This window comes from Micromonospora sp. CNB394, from assembly GCF_000374985.1.
GTDB lineage: Bacteria > Actinomycetota > Actinomycetes > Mycobacteriales > Micromonosporaceae > Micromonospora > Micromonospora marina.
Map to the genome: position 1 here is coordinate 123,953 of NZ_KB895829.1, position 22,661 is coordinate 146,613.

At 73.6% G+C, this 22,661-nt stretch carries 18 protein-coding genes; 13 read left to right on the forward strand and 5 right to left on the reverse strand.

Annotation, left to right across the window (positions count from 1 at the left end):
* Positions 1-24 precede the first annotated feature (24 nt).
* From C569_RS0109315 to C569_RS0109325, 3 genes are all read left to right on the forward strand, one after another.
* Entirely contained in the window at positions 25-525 is a 501-nt protein-coding gene (locus C569_RS0109315) for a cation:proton antiporter regulatory subunit (RefSeq protein WP_026267902.1), read from the forward strand.
* A gap of 5 nt (positions 526-530) precedes the next feature.
* Positions 531-1,748: a cation:proton antiporter gene (locus tag C569_RS0109320; protein ID WP_018785521.1), complete on the forward strand. Its 1,218-nt coding sequence runs from the start codon at positions 531-533 to the stop codon at positions 1,746-1,748.
* Positions 1,749-1,914: 166 nt separating this feature from the next.
* Positions 1,915-2,343, forward strand: coding sequence for a hypothetical protein (locus C569_RS0109325; RefSeq protein WP_018785522.1), 429 nt, complete (start codon positions 1,915-1,917; stop codon positions 2,341-2,343).
* A gap of 79 nt (positions 2,344-2,422) precedes the next feature.
* Here C569_RS0109325 and C569_RS0109330 read toward each other — a convergent pair whose 3' ends face one another.
* The 5 genes from C569_RS0109330 to dnaK form a co-directional block, all read right to left on the reverse strand.
* Positions 2,423-2,629, reverse strand: coding sequence for a hypothetical protein (locus tag C569_RS0109330; protein WP_018785523.1), 207 nt, complete (start codon positions 2,627-2,629; stop codon positions 2,423-2,425).
* Between the two features lie 168 nt (positions 2,630-2,797).
* Positions 2,798-3,238, reverse strand: coding sequence for a heat shock protein transcriptional repressor HspR (locus C569_RS0109340; protein ID WP_018785524.1), 441 nt, complete (start codon positions 3,236-3,238; stop codon positions 2,798-2,800).
* A 24-nt stretch (positions 3,239-3,262) separates the two neighbouring features.
* Entirely contained in the window at positions 3,263-4,453 is a 1,191-nt protein-coding gene (gene dnaJ / locus C569_RS0109345) for a molecular chaperone DnaJ (protein WP_018785525.1), read from the reverse strand.
* Positions 4,454-4,532: 79 nt separating this feature from the next.
* Positions 4,533-5,261 (reverse strand): nucleotide exchange factor GrpE, encoded by a 729-nt coding sequence (grpE, locus tag C569_RS0109350; RefSeq protein WP_018785526.1) that lies wholly within the window; start codon positions 5,259-5,261, stop codon positions 4,533-4,535.
* A gap of 48 nt (positions 5,262-5,309) precedes the next feature.
* Positions 5,310-7,175, reverse strand: coding sequence for a molecular chaperone DnaK (gene dnaK, locus C569_RS0109355; RefSeq protein ID WP_018785527.1), 1,866 nt, complete (start codon positions 7,173-7,175; stop codon positions 5,310-5,312).
* Between the two features lie 210 nt (positions 7,176-7,385).
* Between dnaK and C569_RS0109360 the strand changes: the two genes are divergently transcribed.
* The 10 genes from C569_RS0109360 (at position 7,386) to C569_RS0109405 (ending at position 22,623) form a co-directional block, all read left to right on the forward strand.
* On the forward strand, positions 7,386-9,206 hold the full coding sequence (locus C569_RS0109360; RefSeq protein WP_018785528.1) for an ABC transporter: 1,821 nt from the start codon (positions 7,386-7,388) through the stop codon (positions 9,204-9,206).
* 37 nt (positions 9,207-9,243) lie between these two features.
* Positions 9,244-10,902 (forward strand): GTPase, encoded by a 1,659-nt coding sequence (locus C569_RS0109365; protein ID WP_051090467.1) that lies wholly within the window; start codon positions 9,244-9,246, stop codon positions 10,900-10,902.
* Between the two features lie 52 nt (positions 10,903-10,954).
* Positions 10,955-12,181, forward strand: a complete 1,227-nt coding sequence (locus C569_RS0109370) for a hypothetical protein (protein ID WP_018785530.1) — start codon at positions 10,955-10,957, stop codon at positions 12,179-12,181.
* A 194-nt stretch (positions 12,182-12,375) separates the two neighbouring features.
* Complete coding sequence (locus tag C569_RS0109375; RefSeq protein ID WP_231394748.1) at positions 12,376-12,867, forward strand: hypothetical protein; 492 nt, start codon at positions 12,376-12,378, stop codon at positions 12,865-12,867.
* 613 nt (positions 12,868-13,480) lie between these two features.
* On the forward strand, positions 13,481-14,659 hold the full coding sequence (pdhA, locus tag C569_RS0109380) for a pyruvate dehydrogenase (acetyl-transferring) E1 component subunit alpha (protein ID WP_018785532.1): 1,179 nt from the start codon (positions 13,481-13,483) through the stop codon (positions 14,657-14,659).
* Complete coding sequence (locus C569_RS0109385) at positions 14,659-15,648, forward strand: alpha-ketoacid dehydrogenase subunit beta (protein WP_018785533.1); 990 nt, start codon at positions 14,659-14,661, stop codon at positions 15,646-15,648. Before pdhA ends, C569_RS0109385 begins: the two co-directional genes overlap by 1 nt.
* A gap of 5 nt (positions 15,649-15,653) precedes the next feature.
* Positions 15,654-17,129, forward strand: a complete 1,476-nt coding sequence (locus C569_RS0109390; protein ID WP_036345441.1) for a dihydrolipoamide acetyltransferase family protein — start codon at positions 15,654-15,656, stop codon at positions 17,127-17,129.
* Positions 17,130-17,352: 223 nt separating this feature from the next.
* Positions 17,353-17,490 (forward strand): hypothetical protein, encoded by a 138-nt coding sequence (locus tag C569_RS33645; protein ID WP_013283356.1) that lies wholly within the window; start codon positions 17,353-17,355, stop codon positions 17,488-17,490.
* Positions 17,491-17,837: 347 nt separating this feature from the next.
* Positions 17,838-20,672 (forward strand): hypothetical protein, encoded by a 2,835-nt coding sequence (locus C569_RS0109400; RefSeq protein ID WP_026267903.1) that lies wholly within the window; start codon positions 17,838-17,840, stop codon positions 20,670-20,672.
* Between the two features lie 118 nt (positions 20,673-20,790).
* A complete protein-coding gene (locus C569_RS0109405) occupies positions 20,791-22,623 on the forward strand; it encodes an NHL domain-containing thioredoxin family protein (RefSeq protein WP_018785535.1) in 1,833 nt (610 codons plus the stop codon).
* Positions 22,624-22,661: the final 38 nt, after the last annotated feature.

Genomic DNA, 22,661 nt, shown 5'->3' on the forward strand with positions numbered 1-22,661 from the left:
CAGCGCCGGAGTAGCCTCACCGGCGTGCGAGTACGTGTCGAACAGACCGCCCTGCCCGGGATCGGCGTACGTCATGATCTGATGACGGAGTCCGGCCGCCGGCTCGGCGTGGTCTCCCACCGCAACGGCCGTCGCGACCTGGTTCTCTACGACCCGGACGATCCCGACTCCTGCCAGGCCGACATCCCCCTGACCGACGACGAGGCGGAGGCGCTCGCCGACATCCTCGGCGCGTCGCTGATGCTCAGCCAGCTTTCCGGCCTGCGTGAGCAGGCCGCCGGGCTGCTGACCGAGCAGATCGCCATCCCGGCCGGCACGAAGTACGTGAACAGGCGGCTGGGCGACACCGGGGCACGCACCCGCACCGGGGCCTCCATCGTGGCCGTGCTGCGGCGGGGCGAGGTGAATGTCTCACCCGGTCCCAGCTTCCGCTTCGCCGCCGGTGACGTGGTGGTCGTGGTCGGCACCCGCCAGGGACTCGACGGGGTGAGCGCCATCCTGGCCGAGACCGATCCGGACGGCTGAGGCGCATGCACGAAACCACGACTCTGCTCGTCGAGGTCGGAGCACTGCTGCTCCTGCTGGGGCTGCTCGGCCGACTCAGCCGGCGGTTCGGCATCTCACCCATCCCGCTCTACCTGCTCGCCGGCCTCGCCTTCGGGCACGGCGGCCTGCTGCCGCTCAACGCCAGCGAGGAGTTCTTCGCCGTCGGTGCCGAGATCGGCGTGATCCTGCTGCTGGTCATGCTCGGCCTCGAATACAGCGCGAACGAGTTGGTGGGCAACCTCCGTTCGGCCGCGCCGGCCGGCCTGATCGATGCCGTGTTCAACGCGCTGCCCGGCTTCGCCTTCGCGCTGCTGCTGGGTTGGGGCTGGGTGGCGGCCGTGGTGCTCGCGGGTGTCACCTGGGTGTCGTCGTCCGGTGTGATCGCCAAGGTGCTCAACGATCTGGGCCGGGTCGGTAACCGGGAGACCCCGGTGATCCTCTCCGTCCTGGTGATCGAGGACCTGGCGATGGCCCTCTACCTGCCGCTGGTCACCGCACTGCTCGCCGGCGCCGGCCTGCTCAAGGGTGGGATCTCGCTGGCCGCCGCGGTGCTCACCGTGGTCGTCGTGCTGGCGGTGGCGATCCGGTACGGGCACCTGATCTCGACGGCGCTCTCCGCCAAGGACCCGGAGGCGCTCCTGCTCGGGGTGCTCGGCCTGACCCTGCTGATCGCCGGAATCGCGGCCAAGCTCCAGGTCTCCGCCGCGGTCGGCGCGTTCCTGGTCGGCATCGCGCTGTCCGGGCCGGTGGCGCACCACGCCACCGAACTGCTCTCCCCGCTGCGGGATCTCTTCGCCGCGGTCTTCTTCGTGTTCTTCGGGCTGGTGACCAATCCGATGGACATGCCGCCGGTGCTGCTGCCCGCGCTCCTGCTCGCCGTGTTCTCCATGACGACGAAGGTGGCCACCGGCTACCTGGCCGCCCGTCGGGCCGGGATCGCCGAGCCTGGTCGCTGGCGGGCCGGCCTGGCGCTGACCCCGCGCGGCGAGTTCTCCATCGTCATCGCCGGACTGGCCGTGGCAGCCACCTATCCGGTGAACCCGAAGCTGGCGGCGCTCGCCACGGCGTACGTGTTGATCACGGTGGTGACCGGGCCGCTGCTCGCCCGCCTGCCCGACACCCCGTGGTTCAAGCAGTGGCTACGCACCCGCGCCGCCGCCGCCCGTGCGGTCTCGCCGTTGCCCGCGCCGACCGGCGACTGACCGGGCGCCGGGCCGGATCCGCCGCAGGGCAGATCCGGCCCGGCGTTGTCAAATTGATCCCGGGAAGGTCTACCACTGCTCCGTCCAACCGCGTTAACGTTTCGGCCCAGCAGCCAGGGTCCGCGGGTGGCCTGCGCCCCCGCCAGCGCAAGCGGAAGGTCGGCCGGTGAGCGTGCAGGAAGAGACGTTCCACGGCTTCGCCAACCCCGTCGACCCCTCGCCCGCCGAGCTTCGGGCGTGGGCCTATCAGCCGGATTCCGTGCCGCTGACCTCGATGCCACCGGACTGGGATCTGCTGGTCGCCGGTGACCACCTGGTGCAGACGTTGTTCGACCTGGCCATGGATCAGGGTTGCCCGGCGCGGCGGTTCACGCTGCACTGCCTCTACATCTATGCCGCCGACGGCATCCGGACGAACTTCCGCGCCCATCCCAAGCGCCGGTTCCGCAAACTGGTCGAACAGGCCGAGAAGTCCGGCGACGAACTGATGCGCAACTGGGCGCACAACAGCCGGGTACTGCTCGCCCGGCCGGATCTGTTCGTCTACCGGGACTGGTGCGAGGGCGGCCTGGTCCGGGAGAACCGCCGCCTCTGACGCCTCGACCGCCTCGCCACCCCGGATGGCGAACGGGCCGGGATCCCCCGTGGATCCCGGCCCGCACGTCGGCGGATCGTCAGGTCGACCCGCCCTGCTTCCGGCGCCGTTCGTCGTCCCGTGCCCGGTCCACACCGTGGTCCGTCTGGTCGGCGAAGCGCCCTTCCTTGACCTTGTCGCTGAAGCGTCCCTCGGTGACCCGGTCGAACCGCTCGCGCACGTTCTCAGCCACTTTCTCCAGCCGTTCCTCCGCGCGCTCAGCCACCTTCTTCGCCGGTTCCGTCATGACTCCCCCCGCCAGCCCGGAATCCGCTTTGGGGGCTTTTGCCCCTACGTAAGAGCCTAGTTGACAGCGCTCTGCCGTACGCCGCTTTCCCCTGACCCGGCCCGCGAACCGGCGAAGGCCGGCGCGGCCCCGGGGGAGCGGGGCGCGCGCCGGCCTTCAGGCACCAGGTCAGCGGTCGGGCGTACGGCGTGGACGCCAGACGACGAGCGCGGTGGACGTGCGGTTGGTGGGCACGAGGTCGCCGCGGGGGAAGCCGCCGAGCGACTCCAGCTCGGCGATCCGCCGGTACGCGGCATCCAGCTCCGCCTCCAGCCGGGCGACGCGCTGCTGCGCCTCTTCGAGCAGCCGCTCCAACCCGATGATCCGCTTCACCCCGGCCAGGTTGATCCCGTCGTCCTGGCTGAGCCGCTGCACCTCGCGGAGCAGCACCACGTCCCGGACGCTGTAGCGGCGACCTCCGCCGGACGCCCGGCCGGCCTGCACCAGGCCCAGCCGGTCGTACTGGCGCAGCGTCTGCGGGTGCATCCCCGCCATCCGCGCGGCCACCGAGATCATCAAAACCTTGGCCTCGTAGGCCGGGTCACCCGAGCTGACGTACTCCTCCGACATGCCCGCTCACCTCCGCTGCCGCCGTCAACTGAATCGACGTACCCGCGCGTCGAGATGTTCCCGCGCGGCGGGCGGAGTCTGCGCCGCGAAGGTCTCCAGCGCCGCCCGCGCCTCGTCCGAGACCTTCGCCGGGACCACCACGTCGAGCGTGACCAGCAGGTCACCGGCGCGGCCGTCCTTGCGTACGACGCCCTTGCCGCGGGCGCGCAGCACCCGCCCACTGGGCGTACCCGGTGGCACCCGCAGGGTCACCGTCCCGTCCAGGGTCGGTACACGCAGGTCCGTGCCGAGAACCGCCTCGGCGTACGTGACCGGGACGCTCAGGGTCAGGTCGTCCCCGGTGCGCCCGAACAGCTCGTCCGGGCGGACCTTCACCTGCACGAACAGGTCGCCCGCCGGGCCGCCCCGCTCGCCGGGCTCACCCCGGCCGGCCAGGCGGATCCGCTGCCCGTCGGCCACCCCGGCCGGGAAGCGGACGTGCAGGGTGCGGGTCTTGGTGACCCCGCCGGTGCCGTGGCACTCCGGGCACTTCTCCTCGACGACCGTGCCGACGCCCTGACAGTTGCGGCACGGCTCGGAGAAGCTGAACGACCCCTGGTTACGGGTGGTCACCCCGGCGCCGTGGCAGACCGGGCAGGCCACCGGCTGGGTGCCGGGCTTCGCGCCGTTGCCGTGGCAGGTGTCGCAGACCCCGGGCGCGCGCAGCGTCAGCGGCAGCGTGACGCCGTGAACCGCGTCGGTGAAGTCGAGCGCCACCTCGGTCTCGACGTCCCGGCCGCGGGCCGGGCCGCGCGGACGCGCCGGACCGCCGCCGCCACCGCCGCCGGAGAAGATCGAGCTGAACAGGTCGGTGAAACCGCCGCCGCCGCTGAACCGGCTGTCGCCGCCGCCGGCACCGCCGCCGAACAGGTCGGAGACGTCGAACGGCATGCCGCCCGGCTGGCCCGCGCCGCGGGCGTTGCGCCGGAAGGCGCCGGAGCCGAACAGCGAGCGCATCTCGTCGTACTCGCGGCGCTTCTTCTCGTCACCGAGCACCGCGTACGCCTCGGAGACGGTCTTGAACCGCTCCTCGGCACCGGTGTCGCCGGGGTTGTGGTCCGGGTGCGACTCCCGGGCCAACCTGCGATACGCCTTCTTGATCTCGTCCGAGGAGGCGGACTTGTCCACGCCCAACGCGGCGTAGTAGTCCTTCTCGATCCAGTCCTTGGAACTCACCGGTCCACCCCCTTCCACGGGTCGAACCCCGGTCGTCCCGCCCGCCCGGTGCGGGCGGGCGGGACGTCACGGGTCGGCACTACTCCGGGTCCGCGACCGCGACCATGGCGGGCCGCAGCAGCCGCTCGCCGAGCTGGTAACCGCGGCGCATGACCTGGACGCAGGTCGGTTCCGTCACGTCGGCGGAGGTCTGGTGCGCCACCGCCTCGTGCCGGGTCGGGTCGAACGGGTCGCCCGTCTCGCCGAACGCGGTCAGGCCGAACTTGGCGAGCGCGCCGGTGAGCTGCTCGGCCACGCTGCCGAACGGACCCACCAGGTCGCCGTGCTCGCGGGCCCGGTCCAGGTCGTCGAGGATCGGCAGCAGCGCGGTGAGCACCGCCCCGGTGGCCTGCTCCTGCACCAGGTTGCGGTCCCGGTCGACGCGCTTGCGGTAGTTGGCGTACTCCGCGGTCACCCGCTGGAGGTCGCGGGTGCGCTCCTCCAGGTCGGTGCGGAGCGACTCCGTCTCGGCGCCGGCCGGCGCGTCCGTACCGTTCGGCTCGGCGGGCGAGTCGACCACGGCCGGACCGCTGACCTCGGCCTCGCCGCCGATCTCGTCGACCACGACCTCGGCCTCCTCGACCAGCCCTTCGGCGGGCGCGTCGGCGGCCGCGTCGGCCGCCGAGGCGTCGTTCGCCGGCTGCTCGGTCACCTTGCCGAGCTTGCGCTTGTCGCGGATGACGACCCGGGGTTCGTCGCCGGTGTCCTTGCCGGCGCCCGGCGCCGACCCGGTGGCACCCGGGTCGGCCGCTCGTGGCTTGTCCGTCATGCGGTTACCTCATCCCTCTGCCGTGCGAGTCGTGTCCGGGACCGGATGTCACTTCTTCTTGTCCTCGTCCACGATCTCCGCGTCGACCACGTCGTCGTCGCCACCGGCCTTCGGGCCACCGGCCGCACCCGCACCGGCACCCGGCCCGGCCGCACCCGGTGCGGTCTGCTCGCCCTCCTGCTGCTGGGCGTAGAGCAGCGAGCCCGCCTGCTGGGAGACCTGCGCCAGCTTCTCGTGCGCGGACTTGATCTTCTCGATGTCCTGCCCGCCGAGGGCGCTGCGCAGCTCGCCGAGCGCCTCGTTGAGCTGGTCGCGGTTCTCGCCGGGCAGCTTGTCGCCGCTCTCGGCGAGGAACTTCTCGGTCTGCCACTGGAGCGCCTCGGCCACGTTGCGGGTCTCGGCCTCCTCACGGCGGCGCTTGTCCTCGTCGGCGTGCTCCTCGGCGTCCCGGCGCATCCGCTCGATGTCGTCCTTCGGCAGCGAGGAGCCGCCGGTGATCGTCATCTTCTGCTCCTTGCCGGTGCCCAGGTCCTTGGCGTGCACGTTCACGATGCCGTTGGCGTCGATGTCGAACGTGACCTCGATCTGCGGCACGCCGCGCGGGGCCGGCGGGAGACCGGTCAGCTCGAAGGTGCCGAGCTTCTTGTTGTAGGCGGCGATGTCCCGCTCGCCCTGGAACACCTGGATCAGCACCGACGGCTGGTTGTCGTCGGCGGTGGTGAACACCTCGGAGCGCTTGGTCGGGATGGTGGTGTTGCGCTCGATGAGCTTGGTGAAGATGCCGCCCTTGGTCTCGATGCCCAGGCTCAGCGGGGTCACGTCGAGCAGCAGGACGTCCTTGACCTCGCCCTTGAGCACACCGGCCTGGAGCGCGGCACCGACGGCGACGACCTCGTCCGGGTTGACGCCCTTGTTCGGGTCGCGGCCGGTGAGCTGCTTGACCAGGTCGGTCACGGCCGGCATCCGGGTCGAGCCGCCGACCAGGATGACGTGGTCGACGTCGGAGATCTTGATGCCGGCGTCCTTGACGGCCTGCTCGAACGGGCCCTTGCAGCGGTCCAGCAGGTCCTGCGTCATGCGCTGGAACTCGGCCCGGCTGAGCGTCACGTCCAGGTGCAGCGGACCGGCCGAGCCGGCGGTGATGTAGGGCAGGTTGATGTTGCTGGTGGTGGCGGCGGACAGCTCGATCTTCGCCTTCTCGGCCGCTTCCTTGAGCCGCTGCATTGCCATCTTGTCCTGCGAGAGGTCGATGCCGTGCTCGCCGCGGAACGTCTTCACCAGGTGGTCGATGATGCGCTGGTCCCAGTCGTCACCACCGAGCTGGTTGTCACCGCTGGTGGACTTGACCTCCACCACGCCCTCGGCCAGCTCAAGCAGCGACACGTCGAAGGTGCCGCCACCGAGGTCGAAGACCAGGACGGTCTGCTCCTTGGAGCCCTTGTCCAGGCCGTACGCCAGGGCCGCCGCGGTCGGCTCGTTCACGATCCGCAGCACGTTGAAGCCGGCGATCTCACCGGCCTCCTTGGTGGCCTGGCGCTGCCCGTCGTTGAAGTAGGCCGGGACGGTGATCACCGCGTCGGTGATCTGCTCGCCCAGGTACGCCTCGGCGTCCCGCTTGAGCTTCATCAGCGTGCGCGCCGAGATCTCCTGCGGGGTGTACTTCTTGCCGTCGATGTCGACGGTCCAGTTGGTGCCGACCTCACGCTTGACCGACCGGATGGTCCGGTCGGGGTTGGTCACCGCCTGGCGCTTGGCGACCTCACCGACGAGCACCTCGCCGTTGCGGGCGAACGCGACGATCGAGGGAGTCGTACGCGAGCCCTCGGCGTTGGCGATGACGGTGGGCTCACCGCCCTCGAGAACGCTGACGCAGGAGTTCGTCGTGCCGAGGTCGATGCCGACCGCACGTGCCATGTTCGCTTCCTCGCTTCGTAACGGGTGAGCAGGTCAGACGGCCTGCCCGGCGGGCCGCCCGGAAGCGACCGCACCACAAGTTGAGTGAACTTGACTCAATAGTGCCACGCGATCGCCAATCCGCAAGTCGGGGTTGAGCCGACCCGGCGCAACCCGACCGTTACTGCCGTCCGGTTGTCTTACCTTGCGTCGGTCGGGCACGCTTTAGCGGTGACGACGCATGGCGATTCCGCCACCCGTGCCGGCGCGCCCGCCGTCGCAGCCCGCACCGGAGCCACCACGGGCGACGACCAGCCTGCTCACGCCGCCGACGGCCTGCCCGCCGCGCTCACCGCCCTGCGCGCGGCGATCGAAGCGGCCCGCTTCCCGCTCGCCCTGCCCTCGACCGAGCCGGCCCGGCACGCCGCCACGAGCCTCACCGACCAGCTCGACGACTACCTGCTGCCCCGGCTGGCCCGGCTCGACGCCCCGCTCCTGGTGGTCGTCGGCGGCTCCACCGGCGCCGGCAAGTCGACGCTCGTCAACAGCCTGGTCCAGGCGCGGGTCAGCGCGGCGGGCGTGCTCCGCCCCACCACCCGATCCCCGGTGCTGGTGTGCAGCCCGGCCGACGCGGCCTGGTTCCGGCAGGGCGAGCTGCTGCCCGGCCTGACCCGGACCACCGAGCCCAGCGAGCAGCCGGGCACCCTGCACCTGGTCACCGCGCCGGCACTGCCGCCCGGCCTGGCCTTCCTCGACGCGCCCGACATCGACTCGGTGGTCGACGCGAACCGGGCGCTCGCCGGTCAGCTGCTCGCCGCCGCCGACCTCTGGCTGTTCGTCACCACCGCCGCCCGCTACGCCGACGCCGTCCCCTGGGAGCTGCTGCGCAGCGCCCGCGCCCGCGGCACCGCCGTGGCGATGGTGCTGGACCGGGTACCCCCGGAAGCGGCCGACGAGGTCGCCGCCCACCTGTCCGAGATGCTCGCCGAGCAGGAGCTGGGCGCCTCGCCGCTGTTCGTGCTGCCGGAGACCTGGGTGGACGGGCAGGGGCTGCTGCCGGACCGGATCACCGCGCCGCTGAGCGACTGGTTCGCCCGGCTCGCCGCCGACGCCGAGGCCCGCGCCGCCGTGGTCCGGCAGACGCTCGACGGCGCGCTGGCCGCGCTGCACCCGGTCGTGGAGGAGCTGGCCGAGGCCGCCGACGAGCAGGTCACCGCCGCCGACGCGCTGGACGAGCGGGTCCAGGCCGCGTACCGGAGCGCGGAGCGCAGCGTCGACCAGGGGCTCCGCGACGGCCGGCTGCTGCGCGGCGAGGTGCTGGCCCGCTGGCAGGAGTTCATCGGCACCGGCGACTTCTTCCGCGGGCTGGAGGCCCGCATCGGGCGGCTGCGCGACCGGGTGGTCGCGGCGGTCACCGGGCGGCCCGCCCCCGCCGCGGAACTGCGTACCGCGATCGAGTCCCAGCTCGTCACGCTGCTGCGCGGGGTGGCCGCCGAGGCGGCGGAGAACGCGTACACCGGCTGGAAGGCGCACCCGGCGGGCGCGGCGCTGCTGGAGCCGGACCTGGCCCATCCCTCGGCCGACCTGCCGCAGCGGGCCGAGCAGCTGGTCCGCGACTGGCAGCGCGGCGTGCTGGAGCTGGTCCGGGTCGAGGGCGGCGACAGGCGGTTCGTGGCCCGCACGGCCGCGTACGCGGTGAACGCCACCGGCCTCGCCGTCATGATCGGCGTGTTCGCCTCCACCGCGTTCATCCCGACCGGGCTGGAGGTAGCCGCGGGCACCGGCACGGCGGTGGCCGGGCAGACAGTGCTCCAGGCGATCTTCGGCGACCAGGCGGTCCGCAACCTGGCCCGCAAGGCCCGCGCCGACCTGCTCGACCGGGTCGGCAAGCTGCTGGCCGAGGAGGCCGCCCGCTTCCTGAGCCGCACCGAGGCCGAGCGCCCGGCCGCCAACTCCGGTGCGGCGCTGCGCTGGGCCGCCGTCGAGGTCGAGCGGGCCCGGCACCGCAGCGGCCTGTTCCCGCCGGCCACCGAGCAGGAAATTCGCCCGTGAACGCGAGGACGGCACCGTGAGCAACATCGTGGGACGGATGCGCGAGGCGATACGGGGTGAGCAGCGGGTCGACCCGGACGCCCTGATCGAACGGCTCACCGCGATCCAGCGGTTCCTGGGCGCGGTGGACGGCCACGTGCCGGACGCCCAGCTCGTCGCCGCGCACACAGTGGTCGAGCGCGCCGGTGACCGGCTGGCGCTCTCCGGCCGGCACACGGTGGTCGCGCTCGCCGGTGCGACCGGCAGCGGCAAGTCGAGCCTGTTCAACTCGCTGGCGCGGCTCGACCTCTCCCCGGTGGGCGTACGCCGGCCCACCACGGGTGTCGCGCACGCCTGCGTGTGGGGCCCGCTGGACGGTGCGGTCCGGCTGCTCGACTGGGTCGGGGTGCTGCCCCGGCACCGGTTCGTCCGGGAGAGCCCGCTCGACGGCGACGACGAGTCGAACCTGCACGGCCTGGTCCTGCTCGACCTGCCGGACTTCGACTCGGTGCAGCACGGGCACCGGCTGGAGGTCGACCGCCTGCTCGGCCTGGTCGACCTGGTGGTCTGGGTGGTCGACCCGCAGAAGTACGCCGACCGCGTGATCCACACCAGCTACCTGCGTGAGTTCCACAGGCACAAGGACGTCACAGTCGTGGTGCTCAACCAGGCCGACCGGCTGCACCCGACCGAGTTGCCGAAGGTCCTCGACGACCTGCGCCGGCTGCTCGACGCCGACGGGCTGGGCGGGGTGCCGCTGCTGCCGACCGTCGCAGTGGACCCGAACGGGCTGGACGGGCTGCGGGCCGAGCTGGAGCGTACGGTCGCCGAACGGCAGGCCGCCCTGCGCCGGCTCTCCGGCGACGTGGACGCCGTGGTGGCCGATCTCGAACCGCTCGTGGGGCCGGAGCCGCCGCGCACCCGGCCCGGTGACGCCTCGGCGCAGGAGCTGACCCGGGCCCTGGCCGGGGCGGCCGGGGTGCCGACCGTGGCGCAGGCGGTCGAGGGCGCGTACCGGCACCGGGCGGTCGGCAACACCGGCTGGCCGCTGCTGCGGAGCTGGCGGAAGCTGCGGCCGGATCCGCTGCGCCGGTTGCACCTGCCCGGACAGGATCCGGACGCACCGGCGGAGAGCCTGGTCGCGGCCACCTCCGTACCCGATCCGACAGCCGCACAGCGCTCGGCGCTGACGCTGGCGATCCGCGCGGTGGCCGACCGGTCCGGCGCCGGTCTGCCGGCGCCGTGGCCGACGGCGGTGACCGCCGCGGCGCGGGCCCGGCAGGCCGACCTGCCGGGTGCGCTCGACCACGCGGTCGCCGCGACCGACCTCGGCATGGACCGGCGGCCTGCCTGGTGGCGGGTGGTCGGCGTGCTCCAGTGGGTGGTCACCCTGGCCGCGCTGGCCGGCCTGGCGTGGCTGCTCCTCGGGTACGCGCTGCGCCTGCTCGGCCTGCCGGAGCTGGAGCACCCGACGCTCGGCGTGGTGCCCTGGCCCACCGTCCTGCTGCTCGGTGGCCTGCTGGCCGGGCTGGTCGTCGCGGCGGTCACCCGGCCGGTGGTGGGGTGGGCCGCCCGGCGGGCCCGGCGGCGGGCCGAGGAGCGCCTGCTCACCTCGGTGGGCAGCATCGGGGAGAAGTACGTGCTGGACCCGGTCTGGGCGGTGCTGGCGCGCTACGGCACGGCCCGGGACGCGCTACGTGAGGCGGAACGGCGCTGAACCCGGCGTGCTGACCGGTGTGGCGGCGGCCGGTGCGGCGTAGGGTCGATGCATGGCCACGCCACAGACCCCCTACGACGCGGTGCTGCACGCCGCGCGCGACGTGACGAGGCTCGACTCGGCCCTGGACGCGGAGATGCTCGGCGCCGCGTTGCTGGGCAGCGTCTACGCCGTCGCGGAGCACGACCGGGAGCAGTCCGTCCGCGAGTTCGTCTCCGGCTTCCTCGCCGCCACGTCCCGGCGCCGCAGCGCCTCCGCGACCACACTGCGGGCCGTCTTCGCCGCCCTGGTGCCCGACGCCGAGGGCGCCGCCCGGGTCCGGCCCGGCGCGCACGCCCCGTCGTGGGCCGGCCAGCTCGGCCGGGTACGCGTCACCGGCGCCTGGGCCTACGGCGACGTGTACGGCGACCAGACCTCCTACCTCGCCACGTTCGCGTACGACGACGAGGAGGAGGGCGGCCCGGAGCACGCGCTGGTGGCCCTCGTCGACCACAACATCGGCATCACCAAGGACGTCTTCGTCGGCGGCCCGGCCGGACGGATCGTCGAGCAGGCCCGGGAGATCTGCACCGAGGACGAGTTCACCTGGTTCCGCGCCGAGGACCCGGCCCGGATGCACGCCGAGGTGAGCCGTCACCTGGCGGTCACCGACGACCTCACCGAGCTGCCCGCACAGGGCTCGCTGGCCACCGACCGGGCGCTCGTGGGCGCGCGGCTGGCCGTACTCCCGGGGCCGACCCCGCCGGCCGATCCGGCGGTCGTGCCGCCGCTCACCGACGAGGAGCGCACCCGCATGGTCCGTGCCTTCCTCGACTCGCCCGAGGCGGCCCGGTTCGGGCTGCCCGAGGTGGCCGACGGCGAGCTGGCCTCGCTGCACTTCTGCCTCGGCCTGCTGCTCGACCACGCGGCCGGCTTTCCCGACGCCGACCCGATGCGGTGGAGCCCGATGGTCGCCGAGCTGTTCCTGCTCGACTGGGTGCACCGCCGGGCCGTGCTGGACATGGACGACGCGGCGATGCTGCCCCGGGTGCTGCGCGCCTGGGCGGCGTACGCGGCCCGGCAGCGTGGGCTGTCGCAGGCGGCCGCCGCCCGGACGGACGAGGCGATCACGGAGATGGTGCCGGAGTTCGCCCGGCTCTACAGCACCGGCGAGCGGCGCAGCCCGGCCACCGCGGCGGTGGCCCAGCTCATGGCGGACGGGGTGGACCCGGACGACCCGGAGGCGCTCGACGCCTGGATCGAGGCGAACCGTCACCGCCTGACCGACGACCCGGCCTAGGCGGCCGCGCCTCGCCTGATCGGCATCATGTGGATCATGAGGTGTGGGAGACCGCCGGGCCGGACGGGACAGACGTGGCGGACGGATCGGCGGGACCGGACGGATCGGCGGGGCCGGACGGATCCGATGGGCTGGACGGATCCGATGGGCTGGACGGGCCGGACGAGCCTCCCGAGGGCGTCGGCTCGGCGGTCGTGACCGACGGCTCGGGGCTCGGGCTCGGGCTCGGCTCGGGCGTCGGCGAGGGCGGGTCCGACGGGGAGGATGACGGCGACGGCGACGGCGACGGCGAGGGCGACGGCGAGGGCATCGGCGACGGGCTCGGCGGACGGACCGGTGTGGGCCGGACCGGCGCGGACGGCGGCGGGGGCGCGGCGACCGGGCGGGACCGGTGCCGGGAGCCGAGGTCGCTGTCGTCGGGCAGGGCCGGTGCCGCCGGGAGCACCGGCCGCGCCGGGGGCACCGCTGTCACGTCGACGGCGGGCGTGGGCGTGGGCGTGGACGGCACCGGGGCCTGGGTGCCCCGGGGCATCGGGATGACCACCGGGCCGACCGAGGGGGTCGGCAGGAACGGCGTGCTGGTGTCGGGGAGGGCACTGCTGCCGACGGTGGCCGAGCCGGTGCTGATCGCGGCGAGGATCGGCATCGACGCGGTGCCGGCGAGCAGTGCCACGGTGAGCAGGTAGCCACGGCTGGGACCGCCGGTGCCGGGGGCGCGGTGCGCACCCACGACTCGGCGGTACGGGGAGGCGGGCAGTGCCCGGTGCCGGCCGAGGAAGGGCGTACCGGGCGGACCCTCTGGTTCGGACACCGGCACACTCCTCACGTACGGACGGGACGGGGAGAGCACGCGCGGATATTCGGACAAATGCCGCGCGAGGGCTCATCGCCAGCTTGACCCAGTGACACTCAGTTCACCAGCCGCAACCGCGTGTCGACACACAATTTGTGCGTCGACCGCTCCCGTCACCGCGGACAAAAGCGGTTATCCGTCATGAACCTGATGGAACCTCACCGGCGGGGGAGGCCATACTGTGGGCCCGCTCACCTCCTCTGCAATCATTCAGACACGACGGCAACGCAGCCGCCACCTCCGCGTACCCCGCGGCTGGTGCGGAACGGCGCCGGCGCTCCCGGGCCTGGGTCTGTCCCCGACCGACTCCGGCTCACGCCGCGCGGCAACCCCTACCGGGGTCAGGCGCGGTCGCCAGGGACCGACCCGGCACCAGCCGGGCGGGCGCACGAGGTGCTCGGCTCGGGTAACCCCCGGCGCCGGCGCAGACAGACAGGGAGAGACGGATGGCAAAGGGCGACCCCGGGGCCGCCACCCGCAGCAAGCGGGCCGCACCCCGCACCAGACGCGCCGCCGCGACCGGTGAACCGGAACTCGTACAGCTGCTCACCCCCGAGGGTGAGCGGATCGAGAGCGCGCTCGGCCCGGACGGGACCGAGTACCGCGTCGACTTCACCGACGAGGAATACTGCGGGCTGTACCGCGACCTCGTCCTGGTCCGCAAGCTGGACGCCGAGGCCACCGCCCTGCAGCGCCAGGGCGAGCTGGGACTGTGGGCCAGCCTGCTGGGCCAGGAGGCCGCGCAGGTCGGCTCCGGCCGGGCGCTGCGCACGCAGGACATGGCGTTCCCGACCTACCGCGAGCACGGCGTGCTCTACTGCCGCGGCATCGACCCGATCATGCCGCTGGGCCTGTTCCGCGGCGTCGACCAGGGCGGCTGGGACCCGAACGAGTTCAAGTTCAACATGTACACGATCGTCATCGGGGCGCAGACCCTGCACGCGACCGGGTACGCCATGGGTGTCGCAATGGACGGCAAGACCGGCGGCGAGGACGGCGAGGCGGTCATCGCCTACTTCGGCGACGGCGCCACCAGCCAGGGCGACGTCAACGAGTCGTTCGTCTGGGCCAGCGTCTTCAACGCCCCGCTGGTGTTCTTCTGCCAGAACAACCAGTACGCCATCTCCGAGCCGCTGGAGCGGCAGACCCGCGTGCCGCTGTACCGGCGGGCCGGCGGGTTCGGCTTCCCCGGCGTCCGGGTGGACGGCAACGACGTGCTCGCGTCGTACGCGGTGACCCGGCACGCGCTGGACAACGCGCGCAACGGCCAGGGCCCGAGCCTGATCGAGGCGTACACCTACCGGATGGGCGCGCACACCACCTCCGACGACCCGACCCGCTACCGCATCGCCAGCGAGGTCGAGGCGTGGCAGGCCAAGGACCCGATCGCCCGGATGAAGGCGTTCCTGACCAAGCAGAAGATCGCCGACGAGTCGTTCTTCACCGCTGTCGACGAGCAGGCCCGCACCGAGTCGGTGCACCTGCGCGAGCGCGTGCTCGCCATGCCCGACCCGCAGCCGGTGACCATGTTCGACCACGTCTACCCCAACGGCTCTCCCGAGCTGGACGAGCAGCGGGCCCGGTTCACGCAGTACATGGAGTCCTTCGAGGGGAGCGCGCACTGATGGCCACGGAGACGCTCACCCTCGGCAAGGCGCTCAACACCGGCCTGCGGCGGGCCCTGGAGAACGACCCCAAGGTCGTCATCATGGGCGAGGACGTCGGCAAGCTCGGCGGCGTGTTCCGGATCACCGACGGTCTCCAGAAGGACTTCGGCGACCAGCGCGTGATCGACACCCCGCTGGCCGAGTCCGGCATCATCGGCACCGCTGTCGGCCTCGCCATCCGCGGCTTCCGGCCGGTCTGCGAGATCCAGTTCGACGGCTTCGTCTACCCCGCGTACGACCAGATCGTGTCGCAGGTGGCGAAGATGCACTACCGCTCGCAGGGCAAGGTGCGGATCCCGATGGTCATCCGCATCCCGTTCGGCGGCGGCATCGGCGCTGTCGAGCACCACTCCGAGTCGCCCGAGGCGTACTTCGCGCACACCGCCGGTCTGAAGGTGGTGAGCTGCGCGAACCCGCAGGACGCGTACGTGATGATCCAGCAGGCGATCGCGTCGGACGACCCGATCGTGTTCCTGGAGCCGAAGCGGCGCTACTGGGAGAAGGGTCCGGTGGACCTGGACGCGCCGATCGTCGACGCGTACCCGCTGCACGCGGCCCGGGTCGCGCGGCCCGGCACGGACGCGACGGTGCTGGCGTACGGCCCGATGGTCCGCACCGCGCTCGACGCGGCCACCGCCGCCGCCGAGGACGGCCGCGAGCTGGAGGTCATCGACCTGCGCACGATCTCGCCGCTGGACCTGACCGCCGCGTACGAGTCGGTGCGGCGCACCGGCCGCTGCGTGGTGGTGCACGAGGCCCCGGGCAACCTGGGTCTCGGGTCGGAGATCGCGGCCCGGATCACCGAGGAGTGCTTCTACTCCCTGGAGTCCCCGGTGCTGCGGGTGACCGGCTTCGACACCCCCTACCCGGCCGCCCGGGTGGAGGAGGAGTACCTGCCCGACCTGGACCGGGTGCTCGACGCCGTCGACCGCACGTTCGGCTGGTGAGCGGCATGTCCCGGATCAAGGAGTTCAACCTTCCCGACCTGGGCGAGGGCCTGACCGAGGGCGAGATCCTCGCCTGGCTGGTCAAGGTCGGCGACGACATCGAGCTCAACCAGCCGATCGTCGAGGTCGAGACCGCCAAGGCGGCGGTCGAGATCCCGGCGAAGTGGGCCGGACGGGTGCAGGCGATCTTCCACCCGGAGGGGTCCACTGTCGAGGTCGGCGTGCCGATCATCGCGATCGACACCGACCCGAACGCCGGGCCGATCGAGGAGTCGACCACCGCCGCCCCGGCGTCGGACCTGCCCGCACCGTCGGCCGCGGCGCTCGCCGCGGTCGAGGTCGCGCCGGCCGAGGGCATGGTCGAGCCGGGCCTGATCGGCGGTGTCGCCCCGGGTGGGCGTACCGCCGTGCTGGTCGGCTACGGCCCGCGCAACGCCCCGGCGAAGCGCCGCCCGCGCAAGGGCGACGTACCGGCTCAGCCGGCGGCACCGGTTCAGGCCGCCGCCCCGGCGGCACCCGCGCCGGCCGCGCCCGCGCCGGTGGCGCCTGTTCCCGCGACGGCGGTGAACGGCAACGGCCGGGTCTCCGGTCCGGTGCTGGCCAAGCCGCCGGTCCGCAAGCTGGCGAAGGATCTCGGCATCGACCTGGCCACGCTCACCGGCTCGGGTCCGCTGGGCTCGATCACCCGTGAGGACGTACAGCGGGCGGCGAGCGCGACAGCGACGGCGGCCGAACCGCAGCCGGTCGCGGCACCGGCCGCGTCGGCCGCGAGCTTCGGCGCGGACCGCGAGCAGCGCATCCCGGTCAAGGGGGTACGCAAGCTCACCGCGGAGAACACGGCCCGCTCGGCGTTCACCGCCCCGCACGTGACGGAGTTCCTGACCGTCGACGTGACCCGGGCGATGAAGGCGCTGGACCGGCTCCGCGACCGGCGCGAGTGGCGCGACGTCCGGGTGTCGCCGCTGCTGCTGGTCGCCAAGGCGGTGCTGCTGGCGGTCAAGCGGTACCCGATGGTCAACTCGACCTGGGCCGGCGACGAGATCGTGGTGAAGGAGTACGTCAACCTCGGCATCGCGGCGGCCACCGAGCGCGGCCTGATCGTGCCGAACATCAAGGACGCCGGGCGACTCTCGCTGCGCGAGCTGGCGGACGCGATGACGGAACTGGTGCAGACCGCGAAGTCGGGCAAGACGTCCCCGGCGGACATGTCCGGCGGCACGCTCACCATCACCAACGTCGGCGTCTTCGGCGTCGACACCGGTACGCCGATCCTGCCCCCGGGCGAGTCGGCGATCCTCGCCTTCGGCGCGGTACGGGAACAGCCGTGGGTGCACAAGGGCAAGGTGAAGCCGCGCCTGGTGACCACGCTGGGTCTGTCCTTCGACCACCGGATCATCGACGGTGAACTGGGTTCGAAGTTCCTCCGCGACATCGGGGACTTCCTGGCCGACCCGGAGGCGGCGCTGCTCGCCTGGACCTGACGCACCACCGCTCCGGTCACGGCCGGTGTGCCACGGGTGAACGCCCGGCACACCGGCCGTGACCTTTTGGGAAAGGAATCATCGGATCATGGGGCATGAGTGCCTACGATCCTTCGGCACGTGGCTCAGCTCACCTAATAATCGATGGCGCTCGGCGGTCCGGTGCGCTTGAATAGAGGCATCAAGGGGCTGACAACCGAATAGCCAGGAGGAGAGACCCAAGATGAGCATGATCGAGCGAATCCGCACCCGCCGCGACGCCAACCGCCGCGCCCGCGCCATCGAGCACGCGCTGCGTTCCGCCAACTCGCCCGCGGTCCGCGAGGAGCTTCTCGCCATCGCCCAGCGTCACATGAGCTGACGCCACCGACCTTTCTCACCTCCTCCAGTTCGGAGACCCGCCCGGCACCGGGCGGGTCTTCGGCGTATCGGCATCGGTCGGCACCGGGATTCCACCTCGCTTCACCGCCCGGTACGGTTGGCACGGTCGCCAACCGGCTGACTCCGGACGGATGCGGGGCAACGAAACCCGTCGACGTCGTCCGGTGACTTTCGGTGACCGCTGATGCTCCCCCGGGCGGTCCCGGGCGACCACCGGATACGGTGCGGGGAGCGCGCACGGCCGGTACCCGCCGGCGACGCCGGCAGCTGTGCCGACGGTTCCCCGACCGGCATCGGCGGCCGACCTGTGATGGAGGAGGCGCACCCATGACGTCCGAGGCTCCGCACCGCCCCGGCCAGGAGCCGGGCGAGGTGTCGCCGGGCACCGGCGGACCGGTGCCGTACGGCGAACAGCCGGCGCAGCAGGACAACGGGTACAACGGCGCACCCGACCTCGGCTGGGCACCGCCCCCGCCGGCCGGTCGGCCCGCGCAGCCGGCCCCGGCCTGGGCCGCGAACGACGACCAGCCGCCCGCGTGGGCCCCGCCCGCGGGTCAGCCGGTGACCGGGCGGGCGACCGCCCAGGTTCCGCAGCCCGCCTGGGGCGGCAACGACCAGGGCAACCCCGCCTGGGCCGGTTCCGGTGACCCCGCCTGGGGCAACCAGGAGCAGTCCGGCCCGGACCGCGGCGCCGAGCAGGCGCCGCCCGCCTGGGCCGCCACGCCGCCGGGCAGCCCGGCCGAGCCGTCGCAGGCCCCCTGGGCCGCCGACCGGAACCGCCCCGGATGGGGCTCCGGCGAGCAGCCGGGCTGGTCGCCGTCCGGTGACCCGGCCGCCCGCGGCACCGGTTACGTGCCCGCACCGGCCACCGTGCCGAACGAGACCTGGGTGACGCCCGCCTCCGCGGACGACCCGAACCGCTCCGGCGGCTTCGCGCCCACCGGGGGGCAGCACGACGACGGCGCCGGTCGAGCCGGTGGCTGGGCCGCCGCCGGGCAGCCGGACGACCCGAACCGCTCCGGCGGCTGGACCCCGCGCGACGAGCAGCCCGCCGCGTCCGACGACCCGAACCGCTCGGGCGGCTGGAGCCCGCGGGAAAGCCAGCCGGCCTGGGCGCCGGGTCAGCAGACCGGCGCCACCTGGCCGCCGGCCGACCCGCCCGCACGTGCCGCCGCCGCGGTCTCCGTGCCGGGCGCCGCCCGGCCGGACAACACCTGGTCCACTCCGGAGCAGTCCGACCAGGACGGCCGGTCGGCCGAGGACAGTGGCGGCTGGCGGGCAACCGCTGGATCGCAGCACGACGAGGGACAGCGTTCCGGCGGCTGGCCCGCCGAGAACCGGTCCGGTGGCTGGGACGAGCCGGCCCGCACCGAGGACCCGGACCGCTCCGGTGGCTGGGCCGCCGGGCGCGCCGTGAACCCCGCCGAGACTTCGCAGCCGGGCGGCTGGGAGCCGAACCAGGGCCGGCAGACCGGCGGCTGGGGTGACGGCGGCGCCGTACCGCAGCAGCGTGACGCCGGTGAGCAGGCCGGCGCCTGGAGCGGCGCGGCCTCCGTACCGCAGCAGCACGAGTCCGGGCGGCCGGCGGACGAGCCGGCGCAGCCCGCCCGGGGCGCCGCCGCCCCGGCGGAGGCCCGCGCGAGCGTGTCCGTGCCGGCGCCCGACGCACCCGCCGGCTGGAGCGGCAACCAGGACGAGCGCCCGGCGCCCGAGCCGTGGCCGCAGGCCGAGGCGTGGGGCCGGTCCGAGGACTCCGCCCCGGCCTATCAGCCCGCCCCCGCGCCGGGCATCTCCCCCGGCAACGCCGTGCCGCTTCCGGCACAGCAGCAGCGGGTGCCGGGCGCCGCCCTCGCCGCGTCGCCGCCCACCGACCGCCCGGGGACCGAACCCCAGGGGTACGAGCCGGAGCGCGGCGACGGCGGCTGGGCCGCGTCCCGACCCGAGGAGCCGCAGCCGCCTGCCGTTCCCGGACCGCGTACCTCCCCGGAGGGCGGCCCGGTCTCGGCGAGCGCGTCGGTCCCGGTGGCCAGCCGGGTCACCCCACCGTCCGACCAGCCGCTGCCGACCGGCGGCCCCACGCCGCAGCCCCGGGTGTACGGCCGGCCCGCCCGCCCGGAGCCCGAGGACGCCCTCGAGCGGGACGAGCCCGGGTTCCCCGGCCAGGACGGGCCGCCCTTCCCCGGCCCGCAGTCGCGGCCCGAGGACGCCGACGGCCCGCACGGGTACGCCGGCACCCCCTCCGCGCCGGCCGCGCCGCCGTCGTTCCCCGTCGGTGTGCCGTCCTTCATGGACCAGCCCGGTAACACCCGCCCCGCCAACGGCGTGCACCCGGGCGGCGGGCAGCCCGACGCCGCCCGTGACCCGTTCGGCGGCCCGCAGAGCCCGTACGGCGCTCCCGGCGGCCAGGACGCGTTCAGCGGACCGGGCGGCCGGCCGGAACCGTTCGGCGCACCGGGCGGCCGGCCGGAACCGTACGGCGCGCCGGGCAGCCAGCCGGAACCGTTCGGTGGCCCCGGCGGCCAGCCGGAACCGTACGGCGGACCGGGCGGCCCCGGCGGGCAGCAGGATCCGTTCGGCGGGCCGGGCGGGCAGCAGGCACCGTTCGGCGGCCCGGCCGGCCGGGCCGAGTCGTTCGGCGAGCCGGAACGGTTCGGCCCGCCCGCCGGGGGACGCGCCTCGGTCGCGGTACCCGGCCAGGGCCCGGCCGGTGGTGCGAACGCCTTCCCGCCGCCGCCCCAGCAGGCACCGCCGGCCTGGTCGCAGGACGGTCCCGGTGCCGAGCCGGAGCAGGGCCGCTTCGACGCGTTCAAGCCGGACACCGACGAGTCGCAGACCGAGGCGCCCCCGCCGAAGGTACGCAACGGCCGGGTGCTCGCCGCCGTGCTGATCGCAGCGGTGCTGATCCTCGCCGTACCGCTCGGCCTCCTGATGCTGCTCGGCAAGGTCGGCGACAAGTCGGCCGGATTCGACCCGGCGGTCGGCTCCTGCGTGAAGCAGTCCGGCACGACCGCCGTGGACGCCGACTGCGGCGAACCGGGTGCGTTCAGCGTGGTGTCGAAGGTGGACAACAAGGACAAGTGCGCCGACCTGACGCAGCCCTCAATCTCGGTCGAGGGCGGCGGGACCACCCGGGTGCTCTGCCTGAAGCCCGCCGGCCAGTAGACGCACGTACGCGGAGCGCTCATCCCTCGCGGGGTGGGCGCTCCGCGCCGTTGCGGTGTGCGTCTGTTCACCAGGGGATCGCCGGAAGCCCGCCGGGCCGGTGCGGCACGATGGGGGCATGAGCGCACGTGTACGGGCACCGGAACTACGGGGTCGGGCCTGGCTGAACACCGGCGGCAGGGCCGTCACGCTGGCCGACCTGCGAGGCAGGATCCTACTGCTCGACTTCTGGACGTTCTGCTGTATCAACTGCCTGCACGTGCTCGACGAGCTGCGCCCGCTCGAAGACAAGTACGGCGACGTCCTGGTCGTGATCGGCGTGCACTCGCCGAAGTTCGAGCACGAGAAGGACCCGGCGGCGCTGGCCGCTGCCGTCGAGCGGTACGGCGTGCACCACCCGGTGCTCGACGACGCCGAGATGGACATGTGGCAGCAGTACGCGGCCAAGGCATGGCCGACGCTCGCCGTGGTCGACCCCGAGGGGTACGTGGTCGCCACCATGGCCGGCGAGGGGCACGCCGAAGGGCTGTCGCGGCTGATCGACGAGTTGATCGCCACCCACGAGGCGAAGGGCACGCTGCACCGGGGCGAGGGCCCGTACGTGCCGCCGTCCGAGCCGGACACCGCCCTGCGGTTCCCCGGCAAGGCCGTCCCGCTCGACGGCGGGAACCTGCTGGTCAGCGACTCGGCCCGGCATTCCCTGGTCGAGCTGGCCGCCGACGGCGAGACGGTGGTCCGCCGCATCGGCGCCGGTTCCCGGGGCCGCACCGACGGCCCGGCCTCGGCCGCCACGTTCGCCGAGCCGCAGGGGCTCTGCCTGCTGCCGCCGCACGTGGCGGAGGTGGCCGGTTACGACGTGGTCGTCGCGGACACGGTCAACCACCTGCTGCGCGGCGTACGGCTGTCCTCCGGCGAGGTGGTCACCGTGGCCGGCACCGGGCGGCAGTGGCGCTCGGCCGTCGACGACCACGCGCACGACGCCCGCGCCGTCGACATCTCCTCCCCGTGGGACGTGGCCTGGTACGACGACCGGGTGGTCGTGGCGATGGCCGGTATCCACCAGCTCTGGTGGTTCGACCCGATCAAGCGGACCGCTGGCATGTACGCCGGGACCACCGTCGAGGCGCTGCGCGACGGCCCGCTGCCGGACGTGTGGATGGCCCAGCCGTCCGGGTTGTCGGTCTCGGCCGACGGTGCCCGCCTCTGGGTGGCCGACAGCGAGACCAGCGCGATCCGGTGGGTCGAGAGCGGTGAGATGCACACCGCCGTCGGTCAGGGCCTGTTCGACTTCGGGCACGTCGACGGCCCGGCCGACCAGGCGTTGCTCCAGCACCCGCTGGGGGTGTGCGCGCTGCCCGACGGCTCGGTGCTGATCGCTGACACGTACAACGGGGCGGTGCGCCGCTTCGATCCGGAGACCGGACAGGTCGGCACCGTGGCGGACGGGCTGGCCGAGCCGAGCGACCTGGTGCTCACCGGCGAGGGCGATGTCCTCGTGGTGGAGTCGGCCGCGCACCGGCTGACCCGGCTGGCGCCGGGCGCGCTGACGTCGGCCGGCGCGAACACGGTGGACGGCCCGCGGCACCGGTTGGAACGCAAGCCGACCGATGTGGCGGCCGGGGAGCTGACGCTCGACGTGATCTTCACGCCGGCGCCGGGGCAGAAGCTCGACGAGACGTACGGGCCGTCGACCCGGCTCGTGGTCTCGGCGTCCCCGCCGGAGCTGCTGGTCGAGGGCGCCGGCACGACCACCGACCTGTCCCGCAGGCTGGTGGTCAGCGGCGACGTGGCGCAGGGGGTGCTCCAGGTGACCGCCCAGGCGGCGACCTGCGACGCCGACGTGGAGCACGCGGCCTGCCACCTGACCCGGCAGGACTGGGGCGTGCCGGTCCGGGTGGTCACCGGCGGCGCGACCCGCGTACCGCTGGTCCTGCGCGGGATGGACGCCTGACGGTGCGTGTTAAGAAGGGCCCCTTCCTCTACCGGAGG

Excerpts from the sequence above, each read along its gene's own strand:
- grpE (WP_018785526.1), bottom strand. The coding sequence starts at position 5,261 with ATGACGGACAAGCCACGAGCGGCCGACCCGGGTGCCACCGGGTCGGCG.
- dnaK (WP_018785527.1), bottom strand. The coding sequence starts at position 7,175 with ATGGCACGTGCGGTCGGCATCGACCTCGGCACGACGAACTCCTGCGTC.
- pdhA (WP_018785532.1), top strand. The coding sequence starts at position 13,481 with ATGGCAAAGGGCGACCCCGGGGCCGCCACCCGCAGCAAGCGGGCCGCA.
- C569_RS0109370 (WP_018785530.1), top strand. The coding sequence starts at position 10,955 with ATGGCCACGCCACAGACCCCCTACGACGCGGTGCTGCACGCCGCGCGC.
- C569_RS33645 (WP_013283356.1), top strand. The coding sequence starts at position 17,353 with ATGAGCATGATCGAGCGAATCCGCACCCGCCGCGACGCCAACCGCCGC.
- C569_RS0109340 (WP_018785524.1), bottom strand. The coding sequence starts at position 3,238 with ATGTCGGAGGAGTACGTCAGCTCGGGTGACCCGGCCTACGAGGCCAAG.
- C569_RS0109385 (WP_018785533.1), top strand. The coding sequence starts at position 14,659 with ATGGCCACGGAGACGCTCACCCTCGGCAAGGCGCTCAACACCGGCCTG.
- C569_RS0109400 (WP_026267903.1), top strand. The coding sequence starts at position 17,838 with ATGACGTCCGAGGCTCCGCACCGCCCCGGCCAGGAGCCGGGCGAGGTG.
- C569_RS0109405 (WP_018785535.1), top strand. The coding sequence starts at position 20,791 with ATGAGCGCACGTGTACGGGCACCGGAACTACGGGGTCGGGCCTGGCTG.
- C569_RS0109365 (WP_051090467.1), top strand. The coding sequence starts at position 9,244 with ATGCGCGAGGCGATACGGGGTGAGCAGCGGGTCGACCCGGACGCCCTG.
- C569_RS0109320 (WP_018785521.1), top strand. The coding sequence starts at position 531 with ATGCACGAAACCACGACTCTGCTCGTCGAGGTCGGAGCACTGCTGCTC.
- C569_RS0109390 (WP_036345441.1), top strand. The coding sequence starts at position 15,654 with ATGTCCCGGATCAAGGAGTTCAACCTTCCCGACCTGGGCGAGGGCCTG.
- C569_RS0109330 (WP_018785523.1), bottom strand. The coding sequence starts at position 2,629 with ATGACGGAACCGGCGAAGAAGGTGGCTGAGCGCGCGGAGGAACGGCTG.